Below are 22,913 nucleotides of genomic sequence, written 5' to 3' on the forward strand. Positions count from 1 at the left end.
CGAAATCAATTACTAAAAAGCGGCCTCATCATGTGAAGAAAGGAGCCAGGGCAGTGTTCCAGGTGGCTCCGAAGGACACACCAAAGTAGTCCGACCAAAGACCCCTATTTGTAGAGGATCAGCTGTCGCGCAGAATTGCTGTATTCGAGTGCTGTCTGGAGCTGTGTTTCGCTTTCGGCGTGAATCTCGAAAATCGGCTCGCCCTGCATCAGCGTGTCGCCGACGCTCTTGTACAGTTTCACGCCTGCCGAAGCGTTTGACGGTGCGCCAGCGCGTTTTGCTACTCGTGAAATTTGCCAGCAGTCGATCTGGGTAATCCTGCCTGCTTGTCCGGCCGCAAAGTCTCGCCGCCAGCGCGCTTCGGGAGGCATCTCGCGCCGTCCCTGCGCGTCCACGATTTGGTCGAACCTTCTGAGAGCGGCGCCCGAATCTAGAGTTCGGCGAGCCGCCTCATAGCCGCGCGAGGCAGGCTCGATGCCCGTCATTTCCAGCAGACGCCCGGCGAGCATCAGCGACTTTTCGCGCAGATCGGCGGGTGCACCAGATTCGCATCGGAGGACCGAAAGGACGTCGAGCGCCTCCAATCGCGGCCCGATGCCGTAGCCGACTGGTCCGAACGCCTGAGTCGTCACGATCTCGAGTCGCAGACCGATCTGCTCGCCCACCGCTTTGAACAACGTTGCAACACGCTCGGCAAGTTCGGGAGTCTTCACCTTGGCAGAAGAGCCGACTGGTATGTCGATCAGAACGTGCGTCGCTCCGGCGGTCTTCTTCTTGGCAAGAATCGAAGCGACCATTTGCGCCTCTGTGTCGATCTCCATCGGTCGCTCGACAGTGATCAGTATGTCGTCAGCAGGCGCCAGCTCGAGCGCGCCGCCCCATGCGATGCATCCGCCGACTTCTTCGACGACTCGATATAGTCGTTCAGCCGAGAGAGCAACGTCTGCCAGCACTCCCATCGTGTCGCCAGTGCCGGCAGGGCTCGTAATCGCGCGCGAGGAAGTCTTGGGAATTTTGAGTCCGAGTTCCGCGAGAATCGGAACCACGATCATCGTGGTTCGATTTCCGGGAACACCGCCGATGCAATGTTTGTCGGCAACAACCCGTCCATCGAACGTGAGTTGCTCGCCCGTGGCGATCATCGCGCGCGTGTAATCGGTCAGTTCAGCCAGATCAAACTTCTCGAAGGCACATCCCAACACGAACATCGAAAGCTCGACGCGCGAATAACGCCGCGTCGCGACGTCCGTCAGGATCGCATCGAAATCTTCGCGTCGGAGGCGCTTACCTCTCAGCTTGGCCCGGACCAAGTCGACGCTGGCCGGTGCAACCGCGAAACTCGCCCCAACTGCGGCGCCCTCAGCCAAGCCAAGATCGTGAAATGCTTCCTCCGAGACTCCAATCTCGTCGGCTTCGAGCAGGCCGTCGCTGCACACGTTGAGAACGCCGGTGATCTCGCGTTGTTTGCCGGTTTTGCTATCGACGCCGAAAACGCGTGCCCGATCGAGCGGGTGCAACCCCAGGTCACCAGTTCGCAACGCGTGCTCGTGAATGAAGATCACGTGCTCGCGCAGCGTATCGAGCGGCAAATGTCTCAGTCGAAAGGGCGTCACCACCGCTAGTCTATACGCACCTGCTCGAGATTGCTCGGTACGACGGCGTTCCATCCCAGCTCCTGCGTGATGCGCTCGCGAAGCGCTTCGAAATCACCTTCCCGCCGATACCGTCGCGCACCAACGCCGGCATGAAGCCGCTGTGATCCAGATGTGCATGGGTGAGCAGAACAGCGTCAACCTCATGCGCATCGACTGGCAACGGCGGCCAGTTCATCAAGCGCAGTTGCTTTAATCCCTAAAACAAACCGCAATCGATTAGCACGCGCCGATCACCGACTGTCAGCAGAAACTTGCTGCCCGTGACCGTACCCGCAGCTCCGAGGAATCGGAGGACCGAGCCGCGTGCCTTCACGATCCGGTTCTCATCAGCGCTTCAGCCATCAGGGAAGCTGTTTTGATCGCATTAGTAGGATGGGTGACTGTATCGCAAGAAACTATCCGTCGGACTCCAGCCCGTCGAACTCGCCCGATTGCACCTCTGGCAAATAACGGGTGTACGACAACAGCATCAATCGAACTACAGCCACGCGATCTGAGCGTCTGCGCCACGGCCACGAGCGTCACACCAGTGCTCCCGATGTCATCGACTATGACGGCGCTTCTCGGCGTCCGCAATCCATCGAATTCGACGATTACTCTCTTATCGGCGAGCCGACGCTTTCGCCCGGCGATCCAATCGGTTCCTGCAGCCTTGGCTACATCACGAACAAGGTCGGTCGATTCCACGTCGGGACCAATCACGGTCGCATTCGGGCAATTGATGCATACCCATCGCGCAATAGGTTCTGCTGCTGATAGATGACAGGTTCGGCAAGGAATTGCCGCCCTCAGACTACGCAAGCGATGGAGATGCGGATCAATCGTGATTACGCGGTCGAAACTGTGGCCGATGAGCTCACCGAAGACCTTTGCTGAAAGCGCCTGGCCGTGATGAAAGACTTTGTCCTGCCTCAAATAAGGGAAGTATGGAACCGCCAACGTTACTTCTCGCGCACCGGACCGTCTCAGAGCGTCGGCAACAAACAAAGTATCCAGGATTTTTAAGTTAGGGTGGTCCAACCGCCGCACTAAAATCGCATCACTACGAATGCGCCGCTCTCGGATGCTGGCAAGCGTCTCTCCGTCAGGGAACTCATGAGTCAAAATTCTGCGTATCGGGACGCGCAGGAAGCGCGCAATCTGACGCGCATACGAAATGTCCTCAGGAAACGAAAACACTTCGCGAGTAGCATTACGTTTCACCATCAGGACGCGAATCTAGCTGGACCGCTCTCACACCACGATTTTCTCAGAGAGGCTGAAGTCTTCATGCTGCGGCCTTCCTGTCTGTTTTTCGCTCATTGACGAGGATGAAGAGTTTGATTCGGTTCTCGAGTTCTCTGAATGTTCTTCGGAACGCGAGCGCTCTTTCCGCAGGATTGCCGTCGACTATCGGGTCACTAATGCGCCAATGAACGACTTTTGGATTACTAGGCCAGTCCCTCGGCAGGTCGTCGTATGGCTGGTCGCCGATACTGACGACGAAGTTCATCTTCTGCGCATCATCGCTGCGGAACTCGTTGCAGTCTTTAGTCTGGAAACCTTGTTCCCAAAGATTCCGCGACTTCAACACATCGATTGCAAGTGGATGCACATCGGCAGTGCGACGAATTCCAGAACTGAAGGCGCGGAAGTCCTTGCCGCCCCATCGTTTCAGAATGGCCTCGGCAATAACGCTCCAAGCTGAAATATCGCGACAAACAAACAGGACGTTGCAGCATTCACCGCTCTTTTGCTCTTTCACAACTGTCCGTCTGATTTGGAACAGTGCTGGCGCATTCACAGAGATGTTTTCCACGGTACTGCCTTCGAGGAGGCCCTCTTCACCGTGCGATTGGCTGTATCTTCTCGAGCAAGGTTCATGCCGCAACGCATTAGCAAGACTATTACTTGCGCTGCTTCCAAAGGGACCAGAGAACTGCTTGAAGTGGCACGGAAAGCAGCAATTCATGGCGACGATCAATGTTGGATTGAGCCCGCTGATGTTGAATTAATGAACCTTTAACCCTGCCACGGTTCCTTCAAAGTTGCGAAGATGCTGTTTTGGCCAGAGGAGGTGCAATGCATTGGTATCTGGATTGCACCCTGCTTTGCCATCGTGAGAAATGATTCCGAAACGCCTGCAGCACGCCCGGATGCGCTCGAAGAGTTAATCTCGAAACTTGCTCAAATCCGTTCTTCGTTGATCAGTCACGAGAGCGACCTTCAAGAGCGCGCATCGACTATCCATCCCGCGTATCGAAAGAGCGCGATCAATTTGATCCACTATATGGCCCTCAGACACCTGGACATTCGGATGCTTCAGGACGAACTAGCGGCTCTCGGCCTCTCATCGCTCGGGAGGACCGAAGCTCATGTGATGAGTACTCTCAATTCGGTGCTCGTTGCTGTCCAGCGAATGGCGGGGCGCAAGATGGAAGGGCAGGCGCTGTCGGAGTCCCCGGGCTTTCGCGAGGGCAGATCGTTGCTCGCGGCGCACACTGAGGCGCTACTCGGTCCTGCGCCGGAGCATCGTAGCGTTCGCATCATGGTGACGATGTCATCTGCGGCCGCAGATGACTATCCGCTGGTGCGCGAGCTCGTTTATCACGGAATGAACTGTATGAGGATAAACTGCGCCCATGATAACCGGGAAGTCTGGGGCCGGATGGTAAATCATCTGAAGCGCGCGCGGCAGGAATTGGGTCTGCCCTGCCGTCTTCTAATGGACATCGCCGGGCCGAAGCTCCGTACCGGATCAATAGAACCGGGGCCTCGAGTAGTCGTATGGCATCCCAAGCGCGACAGCCTTGGATGCGTGACGCAGCCCGCGCGAATCTGGCTTGGGCCTGCGGAGAGAAGCCACACTACTTCCACCGATGCGGACGCATCTTTGTCGGTACCAGCCGAATGGCTAACAGAGGTGAGGTCTGGAGAACGCATTCACTTCAAAGATGCTCGCGGGAAACGACGAGTTCTCGAAGTGATCGGTGGCAGCAAGACCGGGCGATGGGCTCGATGCAGCCAAACCGCGTACGTTACTCCGGGAACGATACTACTGCGCGATGACGCGGGCACCGATACAAGACGCGAAGCGCAGGTAGGAGATTTGCCGCCTCGAGAGAATGGAATACTGCTTCACAAGGGCGACTTCCTGAAGCTGACCCGCGAGCCTATCGTGGGGAAAGGCGCTTCGATCGATTCGGAAGGCCGGACCCTGACTCCTGCGACAATTTCTTGCGCACTGCCGGAGATCTTCCCCGCGGTTCGTGCAGGCGAGAAGATCTGGTTCGATGACGGCAAGATAGGCGGAGTCGTGAGAGATGTGTCGCCCGGCGAGCTTCGCATCGAAATTACCCAGGCCAAGCCAAATGGGGATCGTCTCCTGGCCGACAAAGGAATTAATCTGCCCGATACGAACATCAGCCTGCCTGCCTTGACGCCGAAGGATCTGGAAGACCTCAAATTTGTCGTTCGGCACGCGGACCTGGTCGGGATGTCATTCGTGCGCCACGAGCGCGATATCCTTCAACTTCAATCCCGACTGCGGGAGCTTGGCGGCGATCATGTGGGAATTGTGCTGAAAATCGAGACGCGTCAGAGTTTCGAGCGCTTGCCCGGCCTCATGCTGGCCGCGATGAGGCAACATCCGGTGGGAATCATGATCGCACGCGGAGACCTGGCGGTAGAGTGTGGCTACGAACGGCTGGCTGAGGTTCAGGAGGAAATTCTCTGGATCTGTGAAGCGGCCCATTTGCCGGTAATCTGGGCGACCCAGGTGCTTGAGTCGCTGGCGAAGAAAGGTCACCCGTCACGCGCCGAGATCACCGATGCGGCGATGGGAGAACGTGCGGAGTGCGTGATGCTCAACAAGGGGCCGCACATCGTCGCGGCGGTCAGCGCGCTCGACGACATCCTGCGCCGAATGCAAGACCATCAATCGAAGAAGTCGTCGCGCCTGCGCCCGCTCCATTTGAGCGCGATGCAGGAAGCGGAGTAATCGTAGCCTTCGAGTCGCAAAATGGCAGAACTCTTCACATCGATTCTATGCCCGATTGACTTCGATGAGTTGTACATCGACGCCCTCGAATTGTGCAAAAAAGTGGCCCAGCAGAACAACGCAAAGCTCTATGTGCTCAAAGTCATGTCGGATTACGGATCTGAGCATGGCTGGGAAGCGGGTAGCAGAATCAGCTTGCAGCAGCAGGCCAAGGCCTGTCTGGCCGGCGAGGTTCCCTACGAGTTCGTGATCCGTACCGGGGAAGTCGTTAATGAAATACTTGCGGCGATTCGAACATTCGAAGCCGACCTGATCGTCATTCCAACCCACGGCCGGCGCGGCCTCACCAGGGCGATGTTAGGGAGCGTCGCTGAGCAGATTATTCGCCAATCGCCAGTACCTGTGCTTACGCTTAGATCGCGATAAGAAAAGATGCGAGTCATCTGGCGCAGCACATGGGTCAAGTAGCTCGCGCTCCGGAGACGAAGCGCGCACTCTCCGGCGGCGACGAATCTGAAATTGGCCTCTCTAGTGCAGAGGCGGAACGACGTTTCGCGGAGTTCGGCCCCAACGAACCTGTCCCGGCGAAGATAGCGGGGCCGCTCTTTCAATTCCTTCGCTTCTGCGCCAATCCACTTGTCCTGATCCTGCTGGTCGCGAGCGTTATCTCCGCCTTTCTGGGCCAAGCTGTCGACGCGATCATCATTGCCGCGATGATCGTGCTGAGCGTCGTCCTTAACTTCATCCAGGCTTACCGCTCGGAAAAAGCAGTGCTGGGACTCAGGGAGCAGGTGGCGCCCACTGCCACCGTTAAGCGCGACGGAAACTGGATCGAACTGCCGCGACGTCAACTCGTACCAGGCGACGTCGTTCGACTTTCAGCCGGCGATTTGGTTCCGGCCGATGCGCGCCTGCTGCAGAGCCAGGATCTTCATATTCAGCAGGCGGCGCTGACCGGTGAATCGATGCCGGTGGAGAAGTGCGTCGGCGAAGGAGCGTCCGACGAGACTGGCGCAACGCGGCCCGACCTGGTCTTCCTGGGTACATCGGTGGTCAGCGGCACGGCTACCGCCGTGGCGATCGCAACGGGGCCGCACACCAGCTTCGGCGATATTGCCGCGCGCCTTTCGGAGCGGCCGCCTGAAACCGAATTTGACCGTGGCACGCGGCAATTCGGGATCCTGATCATGAAAACCGTTTTTTTTCTCGTGCTGTTCATCCTGGTTGTCAGCGTCGCGATGCATAGGAACGCGCTCGAGTCGCTGTTGTTCGCGGTCGCGCTCGCGGTGGGGCTGACGCCGGAGTTCCTGCCGATGATCACGACGGTCACGCTTTCGATGGGCGCACTGAGAATGGCGCGCCGCAAAGTGATCGTAAAACATCTCGATGCGATCGAGAATCTCGGGAGCATCGATCTGCTCTGCAGCGACAAGACCGGAACCTTAACGTCGGGTGAGATGGAACTGGACTCCTCGCTCGACCCGTTCGGCGAACCTTCCGAACGCCCTCTACAACTCGGCTATCTGAACAGTTGTTTTGAATCGGGAATCAAGAGCCCGCTCGACGCGAGCATCTTGAAGTGTCCGCAGCCGCCGAGTGTCGAGAAATGCGAGAAGACTGATGAGATTCCTTTTGATTTCGAGCGGCGCCGGCTCTCGATTGTGGTCAGGACGAATGGCGCCTGCGTGATCATAACGAAAGGCGCGCCGGAGGGAGTGCTGGCCGTATGCACTTCGATCGAGATCGGTGGCCAATGTCGCCCGCTGAGAGATGAAGAACGCAAGCGATGCACTGAAACCTTCCGCCGGCTTAGCGCGAACGGTTTGCGAGTCCTTGCCGTAGCCCATCGGCAGGTTGAACGCGCCGAGGGCTGGAAGCGTGACGACGAGCGTGACCTGGTGCTTGCGGGATTCCTGACTTTCCTCGATCCGCCGATTGAAGGAGTCGGGGACACGATCGCCGCGTTGCGGGCGGATGGCGTCGGGATCAAGATCCTCACAGGCGACAACGAACTGGTGACGAAGCACGTCTGTGAGCGGGTTGGAATAGACTGCGCGAGCATCGTGCTGGGCACAGAGGTGGAGCATGCGACAGATACAGCTCTGTTCCACATCGCCGAGGAAGCCGACGTATTCGCGCGGGTATCGCCCGGCCAGAAAAACCGAATCATCCGAGCGCTCAAGAAGCGCGGGCACGTGGTCGGTTTTCTTGGCGACGGAATCAACGACGCGCCATCATTGCATGCCGCCGACGTTGGAATTTCAGTGGCGGGCGCCGTCGATGTCGCCAGAGACGCGGCGGATATCATTCTCCTCGAGCACGCGCTCGACGTCTTGCACGGCGGAATCATCGAAGGCCGCAAGGCGTTCGGCAACGTCCTCAAGTACATCCTGATGGGCACCAGTTCGAATTTCGGCAACATGTTCAGCATGGCGGCCGCAACGCTGTTCCTTCCGTTCTTGCCAATGCTCCCGACACAGATCCTGCTAAACAACTTCCTTTATGATCTCGCGCAAGTGACCATTCCAACCGACAACGTCGACCCGGTCTACATTCAGTCTCCGCAGAAGTGGAATGTCCGGATCATTCGGAACTTCATGATAGCGATCGGGCCCATAAGCTCGATCTTCGACTTTCTGACCTTCTACATCCTGCTGGCGGTCTTTCGTTCGTCAGAAGCGTTCTTCCATACAGGATGGTTCGTCGAGTCGCTTGCGACTCAGACCCTGGTGCTGTTCGTCATCCGCACAGCGGGCAGGCCGTGGAGCAACCGCCCGAGCCTGCCACTCGCATCGACTACCATTCTGATCGTGATCGCCGGCTTGGTGCTGCCCTTCTCGCCGCTAGCGAGACCTCTTGGGTTTGTACCATTGCCGGCCCCATTTTTTCTCTTTCTTGCGGCAGCAGTCATCAGCTACCTGATCCTCGTTGAGATAGTGAAAGCGCAGCTGGTACGATCATTCCTGCTGCGAACCTAGCCGAAGATCGGCATACAAGAAATGAGCCAGTTACTTCTTAGCGCGGATGAAGTTTTTGAAAGGCTCTACCAGAAAGCATCGCAACCGCAGAACTCGCGCCAGTTTGACTCCGCCTCGGTTTCCGAAGTAATCGCGCTATGTGCGTGCCAACCTGAGACCAGGCCTATCGCGGTTTGTAGATGGTCAGACGCTCTCCTATCTTTGCGGACGGCGGATAGGCGCTCGAGCAAATGGTCCGCTACCGCGATATCATTCATGCGGCCAAGGCTGTCCTGCAGCTGAGCAAGCGCATGAAAATAGGCTGTCTCGCGCTTCTTGCGGTAGAGCGAGCGAAAGAACTCCGCAGTATAGCGCAGCTTCTTCAAAGCGATCCGTAGTTGGTGGCGCTCCTCGGGTGAAAACTTGTTGAAGTCGCGGCCAAGCTTGAGCACTGCCTTATGCCTCTTTGTCAACAACCGGCCGGCTAGTTTTTCTGCCGACTCGTCAAGCGCCTTCTGCCTTCCGTGGCCAGCCTTCCGCCAGGACTTACCAGACAGCCATCGAGTTAGCCGCGCCGAAAGCGCCGAGTAGCGGGTTGAACGAATCGCCCCCCGCACTACCACATAGCCAGTCTGTCTCTCCGCTTCTGCGGCCAGTCGCAACTCGGCTAAGCCGACATCGCCCGCCCGGGAGGCCTCAACCGGCGTGAGCAACTCGAAGAGAAAGACGTCCCAGTCGCGGGCCGCACTCAGACTCGATATGAGCCACTTGCTCTCGCGCTTCAGCCAGTGAACTTGGCCGACAGGAATGATTTCCTTGAAATCCGAAAGCGCCACACGCATCCGCCGCAGCGCGACGCGCATTTCGTGAACTCCCTCAGGGTTTAGCCCGCTCAGCGCTACGGCTTCGTTTGCCGTCCACTGCTTCAAACATCGTGCAAAAACGACAGCAACTGCTTGGTCGGCCGATGCATCTTTTGCGAGTGCTATTTGGCCTGCCTTCGCCGTTGCAGGTTCTTTTACTACCATCGCCAACTCTTGCCCATCTGCGCGTCTCATCAGAGCCTGGTTGATGCTTGTGGCTGAAGACTCTGACCTAGATCTAAGTATTCCAACAAGCCAGCCGAAAGGGTACTGAAATTCGCGCCTTCTCCGACGAACATGGCCCCTGTCTCGAGAGAAGGAGTGTTCAACGGAGTGCATCGCGTCATCTGGACAACCATCGTTCTTCGCGGAACTTATCGGTGAAGAATGCGCTTCAAGCAGGAACCCCGCGGATCTTGCTCAAAAGTCACATGAACAGACGTAAATGGTAAGGAGTCCAACTAATCCGCAGCATCTTGATAGTTCGCGCCAGCACCTGAGCATAGCTCAGAGTCACAGGAAGACGATCGTATAACCCGTCGTTATTCCTCCTAAGCAGAACGGACCTGAAACGGAGGGCCTACCAAGTAGATGACTCGAAGCAGCGCACGGACGACCTCGCCGCCGAGGAAACCGAAGGGAAGACGCGCCGGCGTTTCCTACTCAGATACTACCGAGTGTTCAACGTTGAGCAGTCCGAAGGCCGCAGGCAGTGATCGACAAACTTCCGAAGATTGAAACGTACCAGCACAATCCGATCGAAGCCGCGGAGAACGTCATCGCAGGAATCCCGAACCCGCCCGAGATTCAGTATGCAGGTTCAAAAGCCTTCTACAGCTCGATCACCGATCGAATCACTCTCCCGCCGCGCGAGCTTTTCGTGAGAGCTGAAGAATTTTACGCCACTGCCCTGCACGAGGCAGTCCATTCGACAGGCAGTCAAGCGCCCCTCGCTCGCGAATCGATCCTCGAAGCCGCACCTTTCGGTTCGGCGACGTATCCACGCGAGGAGATGTTGGCCGAGCTCGGAGCGGCTTATCTTTGCGCCGAAGCTGGAATCTCAAACGCGGTAGTCGAGAATCAGGCCGCGTACGTCGCCGGCTGGCTGAAGAGACTCCGCGATGATGGCAAACTTGCCAACGCGTCCACGCCGCGACGACAAAACGACAAGAGTTGAAAAAATCCGGGTCTATTCGCGCATTCCCCCAGACAATTCCTATGGCAAGCGCTCCCTCACGAGACCCGTCTCGTCTACTATTTCCAAGGACGAGCCTCTCTTTAGCCGGTCGGGCAGGACGGCCAAGCAGCGCCCTTCAGGTCTGTCCTTGCTGGACGGAAAGAGAATCGCTTCAATTCTTCTGACAGCATGAACCACGCGCCCGAAAACCTGAGTCGGCGCTTCGTCGCCTTGGACTTGCCCCATTATCCAAGGACCAGTCATCTCCTCCTCGGTCGTTTTCAACGTCGCCAAGACGCCGGCGTCGGTCAGATCCAAAACCTTCTGGAGACTGCCTCTGACCACGAAGTGAACGTAGGGTTTGCTCGGAGCATCAACCACGCCCGAGGCCGTTATCCGGGACTCAGCCTCAATTCGAGCAGTCGCGGCGGTTGTCGCGACATACAGAGTTTCGAATGCGCCACGTGGAGTGAAGCGGCCTCCAAGCATCTTCGCACCCAGCCCTGCCAGAACTTCTGTCTTCTTTCCGCCGGCAAGATTTTGATGCACAAACCACAGATCTACGAATCGATGGAATGGGCCGTCGGCGCCAATAAGCGGCACGCGCCGAAGCGCTCGTTTCAACTCGTCTTCAGAGAGCACTACGTAGGCTGACCAGAAAGAGCGCCTCTGACGTAATCGGCCAAATCCTTGGCCGAGCCCTTCGTAAGAAGAGCCAACGGGGCGTCTCCTCCGAGGTCAGGATGCGGGGCATTGAGCCACGCGCGCACCCGCGCGTCGGAACCCAGGAGCCTCCGCAGCGCAGCAACCGTAAATTCGATCTCGCGAAGAGCGTCTTGGGCGGCCTTCGCATGCGGCCGTTTCGACAGCGCCGACGGCGTTAATCCGACCGCCTTCGCTAGCCCGCTAACAGAAATGCCAAGACCGCGCGCCACCGCATCAGAGTCGAGGCGGCCGGTGGCCTGGTCGTGAAATTCTTCGACCATTGTTTCGCCTAAAGCATGCTCCTCTTTCGGCTTTCCCGCCTCGAACACTTGTGTCAGATTGGCAATCGCGTCGCCGAGGGCAGCCAATGGAACTACCGCTGTCGCCCCTGCGCGATAAAAGGCGGCGCTTGCCTCTCCGGAGAGCTTGCGGCTCGTGATCACGATTGCGGTGTTTGGGAAGGCGCGACGCAAACCCTTAATTTCGACAAGTGCGGCTCCGCGTTCTCTAGGGCCCGCCACGATAAGATCCGGCCCAGTGCCCGGCTCCCCGCCCGCTGCAGCTACAGCCTTCGCCAAAGTAAGCTTCCGCAAACGAGCAGACCCAAGGGCGGCTCTAACCTTTCCCTCGAACTGCGGCCCCTCGCTCTTCTGCGTTATGTATATCACGTTTAGCATTAACATAAATGTGCCATAATTGTGCCGAATCGTCAACCGAATGGCGTTGAGCTCACAACCCTTCGCGTTATCCCCTTTTTGACTAGCAAAGACGATCCATGCGGATTTGACATTCGGTATTCAAATTTGCATATGTATACCGGATGACGAAGCACGAATTTCTGGCCTTCCTCGACGCTGCGCGCGATTTCTTCGGGACTTGGCCTCCACCGCCAACCCTTTACCTGAACCTTCGCGAGAATACTCCGTCGGGACAGGCGCGCTGGGACCAGCAGGCGCGCCCTTTGATAGCCCGTATGCTAAAGCGCGGGCTGCTCGAATGGATTCCCTGTCCCGAAGCTCTTAAGAAGCATCCGACCGATCCTTGTGGCAAGGCGCATCTTGCATTGACCGCCTTGGGCAAAGCCCAGCTCGACGCTTGGAATCAGTTAGGATGCGATGCGCACACACACAGCCGGCATTGTCACGTGAATAGGCGCCGTTTCAAGCTGGCCGGCTAGCCGTACAGATCAATGGATGCCGATCCAAAAGAACTGTCGTGCGCGCGATATCGAGTGGTGTTCAAGGCCCGTGAGCCGCTCGATCTGCCAGGGTATCTCGGCTCGACTCTGCGCGGCGCGTTCGGCCACGCGTTCCGCACGGTCGCTTGTCCTGCGCCTCGCGGCCTCGAGTGTCCTGCGCCTGCGCAATGTCCATATCACCTGATATTCGAAACTTCGCCGCCGCCGGGCTCTGAGGCGCTGCGAACGCATGACGAGATTCCGCGACCATTTGTGATCGCACCGGGAGATTCGGAACAGGGCAGCGGTGAGCAAACTCGACGGATGTTCCGATGCGGAGATGAGGTTTCGTTCGAACTGGTACTGATCGGTCGCGCTCAGGAATTCTTTCCATATTTCGTCGTCGCGTTGCGCGAGGTGAACCGGATCGGGCGCGGCCGACAGGCTGTCGAGTTGCAACGGATCGACGCGCTGGGCGCGAGCGCAGACCGATCTCGCGTGGTCTACACGGCTTCGGAGAACCTGGTCTGCGGATCAGCGGAGAGCATCAGCATCGAACAGTGTTCCGGCGAGGCCCCGCAAGGCCCGCTCACGATCGAGTTTCTCACGCAGACCCGGCTCAAGCACGAAGGCCGGTTCGTCAGGACACCAGAATTTCACATTCTGTTCCGGAGGCTTTTGGGGCGGCTTTCGTCGCTATCGAGATTTCACTGCGGCGCTCCGTTGGAGGCAGACTTCCGCGCACTCATCGATAAAGCGATGTCCATTCGCTTGCTTCAAGATGACACGCGGTGGACAACATGGCAGCGCTATTCGAGCCGGCAGGACCGGCGGATGGCATGGGAGGGAATCGTGGGCCTCGCCATCTACGAGGGCGACCTCGGCCCGTTCTGGAAGTTCCTGCGCTTCGGACAAATCGCCCACGTCGGCCACGGCGCCACCTTCGGCCTAGGGATGTATCGGATTTTTTGTGAGAAGTGATCCTCGGGCCGCAGAGCTCTTGACCAATCCTATGAAATGGTACTACAACAGACCTGCTGCCGAGAAAAAACCCCGAGACATGCAGAGAGTCTCGGGGTTCGGTGCGGGGAGGTGGCAGAGAGGTCGAACGCAATCGACTTAAAATCGATCAGCCGGCAGGCTCCTGGGTTCGAATCCCAGCCTCCCCGCCAAACAGTTAGCAGCTAGAGGGATCACTAGCAACCGCTGCTAAAGAGCATCCCCGAACAGGAGGGGACTGAAAAATGAACTGGTAATACGAGATTGATGTCATGAAGTTCTGGCCCCGATGAGGAGGGGATTGAAGGACAACGGTTGACCTAGAGAACCCATAGAGTTTCGCGCGAACCTGCAGATCGAAGGGGCCGGAGGTCAGCTCCACAGTGATTGATTTCGGCGAGCAACTTTATCGCCAGCACTTCAAGAGGAGTACGGAGAAGGAGCCTTTCGACTACCAAGTCGATGTTGCGCGGCTACTCTTTCGCGGTTGCAACGTCCTGCTGCGTGCGCCGACTGGAGCCGGCAAAACGTGGGCCGTGCTCGCACCATTTCTCTTCGACGGATGGAAAACTCGTCCCACGCGACTCATCTACGCGCTTCCGCTCCGCACCCTCGCTCAAGGCGTTTACCATCAGGCGCGCGACGCCGCCCAAACACTCGGCCTTCACATCGAACCTACATTCGATAAGCATGGCCGCGAGAAGATCCATCCCTATGTCACACTACAAACCGGCGAACAGCCCGATGACGAGTTTTTCGATCGCGGTCGCATTGTTGTAACCACTTATGATCAGGTTCTAAGCGGTCTACTCGAAGGTCCCTACGGACTCTCCGACCGGCTACACAACATTAACGCCGCCGCGATAGCAGGTGCTCTGGTCGTCTTCGATGAATTCCACCTGATGCCTGCGCAGAAGGCTTTTCTTACAGCCGTGGCCGGACTCCGTCTGTTTCGCGACCTCTGCCAGTCAGTTTGGATGACTGCTACTGCAACCGAGCCCCTGCGAAAGGTGCTGGGAGAAGCGCTCGACACCAACCAAGTTCCCGCGACGCCCGAAGACACCGCGCGTCTTTATGCTCAATTACCCAGCGTGAAGGATGTGCGTCGAACTCTGCAACTCGAGAACTCTTCGCTTACCGCTGATGCAGTCCTGAAGTTCCCCCAAACCCGCTCGATCGTACTCGCTAACACAGTCGCACGAGCACAGGACCTGTATCAGAGAATTGTACAGGGCATGCGCGACCGGAACTCCAACACACCGATCCGTCTGCTCCATGCGCGCTTCTTTAAGCAGGACCGCCAGTCAAAGGAGTCTGAACTGCAAGATCTGCTTGGCCCCCGTGCTAAAGGTCCTGCGATTCTCATAGCTACTCAAGTGATCGAGGCCGGCATCGATATCTCTTGCGATCACCTGCACACCGAACTCTGTCCTATGAACTCGCTCGTCCAGCGCGCTGGTCGATGCGCCCGCTTCCCTCACGAGACCGGCATTGTCCATGTCTATAATTTGCCGGACGAGCCTAATAGCTGGTTGCCCTATGGCAACCTCGGCGGCGAAGATCCTTCCCTAGGTCGCACTCGGGAACTGCTGGCCAAAATCGGCTCGTCCGAGATCAATCCGCAAATCACTGCCGAATGGGTCGAAGAAGTACATGCCGACGACGACGCTGAGGCGATGCGGACAACTTGGGAATCTCGCGTCACTGAATGTATCGACCGGATCCACCGCAAGGCGATCCTCCGAGACAATCAAAAGCGCATCGCGGATCTGATTCGCGGCGATGACAGCGATTCGCTGCGAATAATTATCGCATGCGAGGAAAATCTTCCGGAGACGCCCGCCGGGCGCGAAGCAATCAGCATGAGGCGATGGTCACTCAATCCCCATCTCGATGGCGTGCGCGAAATCGGCTGGTTTTGGGATAACTCCGGCGACGGGCCCGCCTGGACGCGACTCCGCGCGCGCGAGCATCTGCGCTTGACCTATGCGCTCTGCCTGCGCCCCGAGTTCGCGCAATACACCGAAGACGCCGGCTTGATACTCGGCATACCTGGCACCACCGAAAGCCCGCTACGTGTACCACCACCTCGCCCGGGACACACGCCGCTCCGCGAAGAAACCTGGGTCCATCACGCGCGCTGCGTCGCGGCTGAAACCGAACGACGCATGGATCGCGACTGTCCGTCCGATGGCTTTCTCGCCGCGGGCCTTTCCGCTCGCTACCAGCTAAGCCGACCTGCGATTCTTGAAGCGGCGCGCTCCTGCGCGCTCCTTCACGATCTCGGCAAGTTGCAAGTCGGATGGCAGCGATGGGCCGAAGCCGCGATGCACGCGAAGCAGCCCTCCTACGTCTTCGATGCCCCTCTCGCCCACACCGACTACGATTCCGAGGATCCGCAGGATCTGCAGCGCGAACGGGAGGTTTCGAAGATTGCGCCGCGACCCGCCCACGCTCCCGCCAGCGCATTCTACTCGCTCAAACTGATTCCTAAGCTGGTTCCGCAGACACCTCCCTTGATACGCAAGCAGGTTGCATCCGCCTGCCTCGCGGCGGTTCTGGCCCATCACGGCGGATGGGTTCCAGAGCGCGAGAGGTTCAGACGCATGATCGGAGAACTTGTAGCCGCATGGCAAACCGTGCTGCCCGAGACTTTAGGCGATGCGTTCGAGGCGTCGCGCCTCTTGTGGCCAGCACAACAGCTGGACCAGCATGGCCAACTCTCCGAGTTCCTGAATTGGGCCGTAAGTCCCGACTCTCTCCCGGATTGGTGGCCGCTGGTCAGCTACTTGACCCGGACGTTGCGTCTTTCGGACCAGCGCGCTACAGCGGAGGGACACAACCATGAGTGAACTTCCCCACACCTTCTTGATAGGCAGATCGACCGGGACCCACGCGGACGTCTTTGCTGCGGCTGGTCTCGCAAAACTTCTCACCTCCAGTGGAAGGCCCGTTCAAATCAGTGAGGAATCCACCGATTTCCGAGTCGCCGTACTAGGACCTGAAAATGGGCTGACACGGCTATCTGCTTCGCCCGGTTATTCATTTCTGAAGACCAATGAGAAAGTCGTGGTGCCGCGCGGTGCGTTCGACCCCGTCGACTATAAGGCGGAGAAAGCCAAAGCCGATCGAATCAAGGCGCTACGCAAGGGCAAAAAACTCAAAAGTCTCGATTCCGCCTCGCTCGAAGCGATCGAGCAGGACAAGCCGCGACCGACCTGGCGACTGCTCCAGGTTCTTAACACCCTGCAGGGCGACGAAACCTCTAATCGCATTCACGAGCTGATCGTCAAGTTGAAGCCAGCGGACTTTCAGGCGAAGATCGCAGCTGCCCTCCGCGCGCTCGCCCAGAACAAACCTTCCGGTCTGGATTGGCGCGCGACCTCCGTGCAGCTCTTCACTCCGATTGCCGCAAAGGGCTACAGCCGACTGAAACCCGATAGCACCGACCGCAATGACAAGACTAAGGACCAGTGGACCGATCCCTTCATTGAGTGGCTTCGCTACCAGGGCTATTTCGCTGTCGCCTGTCCTTTCTTCCAAGGACCAAAGAGCGAGCACGTCCGATTGCTTTGTCCAATTCCCCACGACATCTCTATCAATGCCCTGACGGCCGCCGCAGATACCTTGCGCGCGACCTGGCTGCCGGGTGACGCGGCAAAGCTTGACAGTCTCGCGGTTCTTAAGCTTGCCGAGATACTCATTAAACACTCCACCGAGTATCACGCCGACGACGTGGACCCCTTCGATGATTTTCCGCTCGCAAGCCGCTCGCCCGCCGACGCGATTTCTGGCATCTCGATCACTCACTATCAATCGCTCGGCAACGCCAAAGCGGTATCCGCAATGTCCACAATCGCGCTGCCCGACTGGTTCCCGTTAGACAGCAGCGCCGATGCCAAGGTGATGCTCGGCATCCTCGACGAGCATCAGACGATCGTACGCTCTTTGCAGGACAACCATTCCGACGAAATAGGTATGCTGATCGACTATCGGCGTTTTCTCCAAGCTCGCGGAGAGCCGGCCGTTCAAACGCTGATTCACTTCATGGGTGCATACGGCAGCCTGCTGATGCGTCCATGGCAACAGGGGCAGCGGCGACCGGCCTTCAGCTCCGAAAACTTCCGGAGGATTTTGATGGCGATGACTCCCCCACTTACTGAAGTTCTCGATAACCCCGGCTTCAAAGCAATAGCGGGCGCGGTCCGCCGTGCAACGGTCAGTGCGCAGGCTATGAAGGCAATGAACAAGGACTACCGCGAAATTCGCTACGACCTGCTGCCCGAACTGCGCCGCAAGAGCAGCCTTCCGGGGCCAAGACCCCTCATTGAAGCTATTTCCGAGTTCATCTCGATGTATAACGTCGAGAACGCACGCCGCCGCGAAATGGACAAACCCGCGCCGCGCAACATCACTACCGAAGAGTTCGCCGCTTTCGTTGCACTCGTCGAATCGTCTCTAGGTGCATCCACCATCGGTGCGATGCTCTGTGCTTACGGCTCCTGCCGCGAGCCCCGCGAGGATGAAAACGACGCTCACTCCGACAAATCCACTGACTAGTAGCTTGCTATCAACTACAAAGGCTTAGGGGTAAATGGCAAAAATCAATTCCGTTTCCATCAGCGCTCGAATCACTCTTGATCTGCACAATCTCAACAACGAGGGCACCGAAGGTAACCAGCAGCAAACCCGCATGGTGCACATCATAGACCAGAACGGCCGCCGCGCCATAGTTAACGCAGTCAGCGGCGACATGTTCAAACACATCCTCGTCGAACATCTCGTGCCGCTGCTCCAAGAGGCTAAGCAGCCACTCTCGCCGGGAGCGAAAGTGTATTCCGCAGATCGCATCAACGCGCTCAATGATGACTTCAACAAGTTTTGCGACGACAAGAAGGTGACAGAATCGGAAATCATGACCCGGATGCTCACTGATTGCAGCCTGACCGATATGGCGGGTGCGCTCGTCACGCGCGGACGCGCCGTCGGCCGCAAGTCCGTCGTCGAATTCGGATGGGTCGTAGGCCTGCCTGCTTACGCTGACGGTGAGCCACTCACTACGACCGAGCAGTATTTTCACGTGAAGTACGCGCCGGAAGGGCGCGGAGGAGCGACTGGTGGCGACACTGTCGCCGAAAAGCAGGCGATTTTTCATCGTCCCGCCTCATCAGGCATCTACGCGCTAATCTGTAATCTCGACCTATACCGGATCGGCCTGAACGACATCACCCGCCAACCAGTCGTGGCCAAGCCCGACCGTGAGCGGCGTGCAAAAGCTCTCATTTACGCTCTCGCCGCGACCCTTTTGAAGCCTGCGGGCGCCCAACGCAACACGCAGAATCCCCACATCGTCAATTGCGAAGGCATTGTCGCGACCTCTGCGACTTCCCTTCCGGCCCCAACCGTGAGCCCGCTGCACGACAATTATCGCGAGGAGATCGGCAAAACTGCCGCGGTGCTCAACGCCATTCGCTCAGATGGAGTCCAGGTCGTTTCATTTGCAAGTCTCTCGGAAGGTGTGAAGGTACTAGCCGATATCGCCGGCCGCCTCGAACTCCCGAGCTAACGCCATGCCTCCCAGAAAAACGAAATCCGCGCCATCGACACCCATCGATCAGGCGCAACCGATTGCTCTCCACGACACCTCCGTGCCGCTCGCCGGGATTCCCGGCCCAGGCCGATGGCTAGTCGCCGAGTATGAGCCGACTGCGCTGTTCTCGCTGAAAATAAGTTCCGCAACGAGTACCGTCGCTAAGACACTGATTGTTCCAACTCCCTACGCAATCAAAATGGCGCTCGTGGATTCCGGCTTCCGCGCCGGCCTCAGCGATGATGAATGCGCTGACCTGCTACGCGCGCTGGTCGGCCTCGACGTACGAATATCTCCTCCGGCCAGCACTGTGGTAACTCACACATTCCTGAAGGTGCGTCAGGAATCTCGAGACGCAGATCCGCTTCTTCCCTATAGTTCCACGGTTTCGTACCGGGAATTCGTGTATCACTCGGGTCGCTGGAAGTGGGCATTCGATCTGGCTCGCGCCGGCGATACTCTTCCCGGCCGTCTCGTCAATCTGCTGCCCCATATCTCCTACATCGGCAAACGCGGATCATTCATCGCCTTCCGAAGTTTGCTGCGTGTAACCGCCCTCGGCGCCGACTTCACCCAGCCGATTCAAATGACCGGCTCATGGTCGCCGCCTCCACGTGCCCATGTCGCCCCCCTTGATGATTTTGGTCCCGACGCAGACATGGCAACTCTAAGTTCCTTTTCCAAGGGAAAGCCGAAGCGTGATCGTCATCGCAAATTCGTCGAAACGATAGTTCCTCTGGGAATCGTAAACACTGGACCAGGCTTCACAGAGTACGGCAATAAATAGTCATATGAACGAAAGCGCAGCTACCTGACCCAAATGAACAGCGTCATCATCTCGGACTATGGCGTTATGCTTGCCAAGAAGGGTGAGCGGCTCGTCATTCGCGGACCCAAACCGCGGCTCGAATTGATCGAGGGCGGCCCGCAGCTTTTCTTGGCTCTCGGCATCGGCGCCAAGCGCCCTACCCTCACCGTCCTCACATCTGAAGGTCCCAAGACACCGGCGCCTCCACTTCGCCGCTCTGCTCCCGACGCCAACGGCGTCAAACCACCCAAGAAGTCACCTGACGAGATCGAACTGCCGCTCTTCCGCGTTGGCGAAATCGTGATCGGCTCCCCCGGTGTCTCGCTCTCGGCCGATCTTGTCGAAGCATGCTGCGAGCGCGGGATTCGCCTCTCGTTCCTCACGCGATCCGGCAAGCCGTACGCAATGCTCTCCTCGCCGATGCTGACCGCGACCGTAATCACACGCCGCGAACAATTGGCCGCCTACAACGATTCGCGGGGAGTCGAGCTCGCCAAGAGTATCGTTCGCGGCAAGCTCGGCAACCAAGCCTCTCTACTCAAATACTTCGGCAAGTACCTAAAGGAATCGAATCCTCCCGTCTATGAGGAGTTGACTGCGCTCGCGAAGTCAATCGCCAAAGGCCGCGCCGACACCAAGCGCATCAATGGACCTAATATCGACGATGCTCGCGAAGCGTTGCTCTCGGTCGAAGGACTTGCAGGCCGCACATATTGGAAGGGCGTCCGTCTGCTAATCCCGGAGAACCTCGGATTCGGATCGAGAGAGCATCGTGGCGCTCCGGATCCGGTAAACTCCGCTCTCAACTATGGTTACGGAATTCTCTACACACAGGTCTGGGGTGCGATCATGAACGCTGGCCTCGAACCGTTCGCTGGTTTCCTGCACGTCGATCGTCCCGGCAAGCCTTCGCTGGTCCTCGACATGGTCGAGGAATTCCGCCAGCCGGTGGTAGATCGCGCCGTGATCGCCGCGATCGGTCGCGGCACCGCGATCGAGACACATGAGGGAATGCTGACGGATGATACGCGCCGGACGGTTGCGTCGGCGGTGCTGGAGCGGATCGAGAGCGAAGTCAACTTCCGCGGACGGCGTTACAAGCTCAAGTCGGTCATCCAGATCCAGGCGCGCAATCTGGCGTCATTCCTGAGAGAGGGCGATAGTTACCGAACCTTCTCATTCAAATGGTGACGCATGCGTGGGCAAGATCTACTTACGTTCATCGTTTATGACATTACGGACGATAAGATCAGGCTCAGAATCGCCGCCGTATGCAAGGACTACGGCCTCGACCACATCCAGTACAGTGTGTTCAGCGGTCCGCTCGATTCGACGCGGCGAAACGAGATGTTCGCGCGGCTCGACCATACGCTGGGAAACAACGAGGGCAAGGTGTTGATGCTGCAAATCTGCGAAAAAGACGTTGCGGCCAAGCGCGAAATCGTCCGAATTATTGATTTGGAATGAACCTCGAGCATCATAGTCCGCGGCAGTTTGAGCTGACAGTTACCGACCTCAAGCAATGGGTGTACTGCCCGCGCATCCCTTACTACCATCATGTGATGCCGGTAGAGATCGCGCGCACCTACAAGATGCAGCGCGGCAGAGATGTCGAAGCTGCGGTTGAGGCGATGGAGAAACGGCGCGGCTTTCGGCGCTACGGCCTAGAGCGTGGAGAGCGCAGATTCGGAGTCTGGCTGCATTCGGCAGCGCTCGAACTATCGGGAAAGCTCGACCTGCTCATTATTACTGAGGACGCGTGCTATCCCGTCGATTTCAAAGACACCGAGGGCGGCGTCCGCTACAACCATCGCATCCAGCTCGCGGCGTACTCCCTGCTCGTAGAGGAGAACCTCGCCCGCCCTGTGCCAATCGCTTTCGTTTACCTCGTGCCGTCTCGGCAGCTTGTCACAGTGCCGGTCGGCGCGAAGGAGAGGGAAGAAGTGACGCGCGCGATCGCGGAGATGCGCCGCGTCATCGAGCAGGAAAACATGCCCGGCCCGACGCCGGTCCGAGCGCGGTGCGTCGCCTGCGAATTCCGCAATTACTGTGCGGACATTTGGTGATCTTCGCAAAAGGAGGCCGATTTGATGCAAACTTGGCTGTTGCGAAAAATTGCACTGGCATTAGGCGCACAAAGCCGCGATTTATCGAGGCAATTACAGCGGCTTCAAACCGATCCCCGATGAGGAGGGGACTGAAACAACGCTAGTTCAACCGAAGCATCGGGGACCGGAATATCGCTTCAAACCGATCCCCGATGAGGAGGGGACTGAAACGAATTTCGCATCGCTCTTTGCGCCGCACACGAGGCATTCGAAGGCTTCAAACCGATCCCCGATGAGGAGGGGACTGAAACTTGCGATACGAAAATTCTCAAGCCGCTCCACCAGCACGCTTCAAACCGATCCCCGATGAGGAGGGGACTGAAACGTATTCCTGGGCGGATACGTCGGCGCGCTGCTCTATCGCTTCAAACCGATCCCCGATGAGGAGGGGACTGAAACATCCTGCTTCAGTTCGTCGAGCCTTGCCTGTGCTGCGGCGCTTCAAACCGATCCCCGATGAGGAGGGGACTGAAACGTATGAGTGGGAGTCGTGTTCTTGTCGCTGGTGAGGTCGGCTTCAAACCGATCCCCGATGAGGAGGGGACTGAAACGCAAAAAAACGTAGGCGGAAACAGCGCAATTTGAAGCTTCAAACCGATCCCCGATGAGGAGGGGACTGAAACGCGGCAAGCGCAACGCGCCCTCGATCCGCCGCTACTGCTTCAAACCGATCCCCGATGAGGAGGGGACTGAAACTGCATAAAATGGGCGGTGCTGCCGAGGTAGAGTTTGGGCTTCAAACCGATCCCCGATGAGGAGGGGACTGAAACCGATCCCCGATGAGGAGGGGACTGAAACGCGGCGAGAACAGCTCCTGTCCGCCTTGCGGCTCGATAGCGCTTCAAACCGATCCCCGATGAGGAGGGGACTGAAACGTAATTCCGGTGGTCGTGAC

Annotated in this window: 19 protein-coding genes, 1 tRNA gene, 1 pseudogene and 1 CRISPR repeat array; of the genes and pseudogenes, 14 read left to right on the forward strand and 7 right to left on the reverse strand. The window is 57.9% G+C overall.

Annotated elements, in window-relative coordinates; translation table 11 throughout:
• Positions 1–104 precede the first annotated feature (104 nt).
• The 4 genes and pseudogenes from WB650_RS03565 to WB650_RS03580 form a co-directional block, all read right to left on the reverse strand.
• On the reverse strand, positions 105–1,613 hold the full coding sequence (locus WB650_RS03565; RefSeq protein WP_423959444.1) for a thymidine phosphorylase family protein: 1,509 nt from the start codon (positions 1,611–1,613) through the stop codon (positions 105–107).
• A 10-nt stretch (positions 1,614–1,623) separates the two neighbouring features.
• Positions 1,624–1,971, reverse strand: a pseudogene (locus WB650_RS03570) (MBL fold metallo-hydrolase).
• Positions 1,965–2,861: a ribose-phosphate diphosphokinase gene (gene prs / locus WB650_RS03575; RefSeq protein ID WP_423959446.1), complete on the reverse strand. Its 897-nt coding sequence runs from the start codon at positions 2,859–2,861 to the stop codon at positions 1,965–1,967. Before prs ends, WB650_RS03570 begins: the two are co-directional and overlap by 7 nt.
• Positions 2,862–2,922: 61 nt before the next feature.
• Positions 2,923–3,453, reverse strand: a complete 531-nt coding sequence (locus WB650_RS03580; RefSeq protein WP_423959448.1) for an arsenate reductase ArsC — start codon at positions 3,451–3,453, stop codon at positions 2,923–2,925.
• Positions 3,454–3,753: 300 nt separating this feature from the next.
• Between WB650_RS03580 and WB650_RS03585 the strand changes: the two genes are divergently transcribed.
• Genes WB650_RS03585 through mgtA form a run of 3 tightly spaced genes read left to right on the forward strand, consistent with a single transcriptional unit; the run spans position 3,754 to position 8,612 of the window.
• Positions 3,754–5,634, forward strand: coding sequence for a pyruvate kinase (locus WB650_RS03585; RefSeq protein WP_422303354.1), 1,881 nt, complete (start codon positions 3,754–3,756; stop codon positions 5,632–5,634).
• Between the two features lie 21 nt (positions 5,635–5,655).
• Complete coding sequence (locus tag WB650_RS03590; RefSeq protein ID WP_422303355.1) at positions 5,656–6,060, forward strand: universal stress protein; 405 nt, start codon at positions 5,656–5,658, stop codon at positions 6,058–6,060.
• 29 nt (positions 6,061–6,089) lie between these two features.
• Entirely contained in the window at positions 6,090–8,612 is a 2,523-nt protein-coding gene (gene mgtA / locus WB650_RS03595) for a magnesium-translocating P-type ATPase (RefSeq protein WP_423959450.1), read from the forward strand.
• Between the two features lie 65 nt (positions 8,613–8,677).
• On the opposite strand, the gene WB650_RS03600 is transcribed toward mgtA, so the two are convergent.
• Positions 8,678–9,619, reverse strand: a complete 942-nt coding sequence (locus tag WB650_RS03600) for a CHAD domain-containing protein (protein ID WP_422303357.1) — start codon at positions 9,617–9,619, stop codon at positions 8,678–8,680.
• Between the two features lie 547 nt (positions 9,620–10,166).
• Between WB650_RS03600 and WB650_RS03605 the strand changes: the two genes are divergently transcribed.
• On the forward strand, positions 10,167–10,631 hold the full coding sequence (locus tag WB650_RS03605; protein WP_422303358.1) for a zincin-like metallopeptidase domain-containing protein: 465 nt from the start codon (positions 10,167–10,169) through the stop codon (positions 10,629–10,631).
• A gap of 39 nt (positions 10,632–10,670) precedes the next feature.
• Here the strand turns inward: WB650_RS03605 and WB650_RS03610 are convergent, their stop codons facing one another.
• Positions 10,671–11,234 (reverse strand): RES family NAD+ phosphorylase, encoded by a 564-nt coding sequence (locus WB650_RS03610; protein WP_423959452.1) that lies wholly within the window; start codon positions 11,232–11,234, stop codon positions 10,671–10,673.
• 38 nt (positions 11,235–11,272) lie between these two features.
• Positions 11,273–11,704, reverse strand: a complete 432-nt coding sequence (locus tag WB650_RS03615) for an antitoxin Xre/MbcA/ParS toxin-binding domain-containing protein (RefSeq protein ID WP_422303360.1) — start codon at positions 11,702–11,704, stop codon at positions 11,273–11,275.
• 452 nt (positions 11,705–12,156) lie between these two features.
• Between WB650_RS03615 and WB650_RS03620 the strand changes: the two genes are divergently transcribed.
• The 10 genes from WB650_RS03620 (at position 12,157) to cas4 (ending at position 21,976) form a co-directional block, all read left to right on the forward strand.
• Positions 12,157–12,513, forward strand: a complete 357-nt coding sequence (locus WB650_RS03620; RefSeq protein ID WP_422303361.1) for a hypothetical protein — start codon at positions 12,157–12,159, stop codon at positions 12,511–12,513.
• 12 nt (positions 12,514–12,525) lie between these two features.
• Positions 12,526–13,494: a CRISPR system precrRNA processing endoribonuclease RAMP protein Cas6 gene (cas6, locus tag WB650_RS03625; RefSeq protein WP_422303362.1), complete on the forward strand. Its 969-nt coding sequence runs from the start codon at positions 12,526–12,528 to the stop codon at positions 13,492–13,494.
• Between the two features lie 105 nt (positions 13,495–13,599).
• A tRNA-Leu gene (locus tag WB650_RS03630) sits at positions 13,600–13,685 on the forward strand.
• Between the two features lie 210 nt (positions 13,686–13,895).
• Positions 13,896–16,364 carry a CRISPR-associated helicase Cas3' gene (gene cas3 / locus WB650_RS03635; protein WP_423959455.1) on the forward strand — a complete coding sequence of 823 codons (2,469 nt, stop codon included), beginning with the start codon at positions 13,896–13,898 and terminating at the stop codon, positions 16,362–16,364.
• 217 nt (positions 16,365–16,581) lie between these two features.
• Positions 16,582–18,072: a hypothetical protein gene (locus tag WB650_RS03640; protein WP_423959456.1), complete on the forward strand. Its 1,491-nt coding sequence runs from the start codon at positions 16,582–16,584 to the stop codon at positions 18,070–18,072.
• Between the two features lie 34 nt (positions 18,073–18,106).
• Positions 18,107–19,078, forward strand: coding sequence for a DevR family CRISPR-associated autoregulator (locus WB650_RS03645; protein WP_423959458.1), 972 nt, complete (start codon positions 18,107–18,109; stop codon positions 19,076–19,078).
• A gap of 223 nt (positions 19,079–19,301) precedes the next feature.
• Positions 19,302–19,889, forward strand: a complete 588-nt coding sequence (locus WB650_RS03650; RefSeq protein WP_422303366.1) for a hypothetical protein — start codon at positions 19,302–19,304, stop codon at positions 19,887–19,889.
• A 33-nt stretch (positions 19,890–19,922) separates the two neighbouring features.
• A complete protein-coding gene (gene cas1, locus WB650_RS03655; protein WP_423959460.1) occupies positions 19,923–21,101 on the forward strand; it encodes a CRISPR-associated endonuclease Cas1 in 1,179 nt (392 codons plus the stop codon).
• Positions 21,102–21,104: 3 nt separating this feature from the next.
• A complete protein-coding gene (gene cas2, locus WB650_RS03660; protein ID WP_422303368.1) occupies positions 21,105–21,377 on the forward strand; it encodes a CRISPR-associated endonuclease Cas2 in 273 nt (90 codons plus the stop codon).
• On the forward strand, positions 21,374–21,976 hold the full coding sequence (gene cas4 / locus WB650_RS03665; protein ID WP_422303369.1) for a CRISPR-associated protein Cas4: 603 nt from the start codon (positions 21,374–21,376) through the stop codon (positions 21,974–21,976). The genes cas2 and cas4 overlap by 4 nt, the downstream gene beginning before the upstream one ends.
• Positions 21,977–22,077: 101 nt before the next feature.
• Positions 22,078–22,893: a CRISPR direct-repeat array (repeat unit 37 nt; unit sequence GCTTCAAACCGATCCCCGATGAGGAGGGGACTGAAAC).
• Positions 22,894–22,913 lie beyond the last annotated feature (20 nt).

The organism is Binatus sp. (SeqCode) (assembly GCF_049584895.1).
Taxonomy (GTDB): domain Bacteria; phylum Desulfobacterota; class Binatia; order Binatales; family Binataceae; genus Binatus.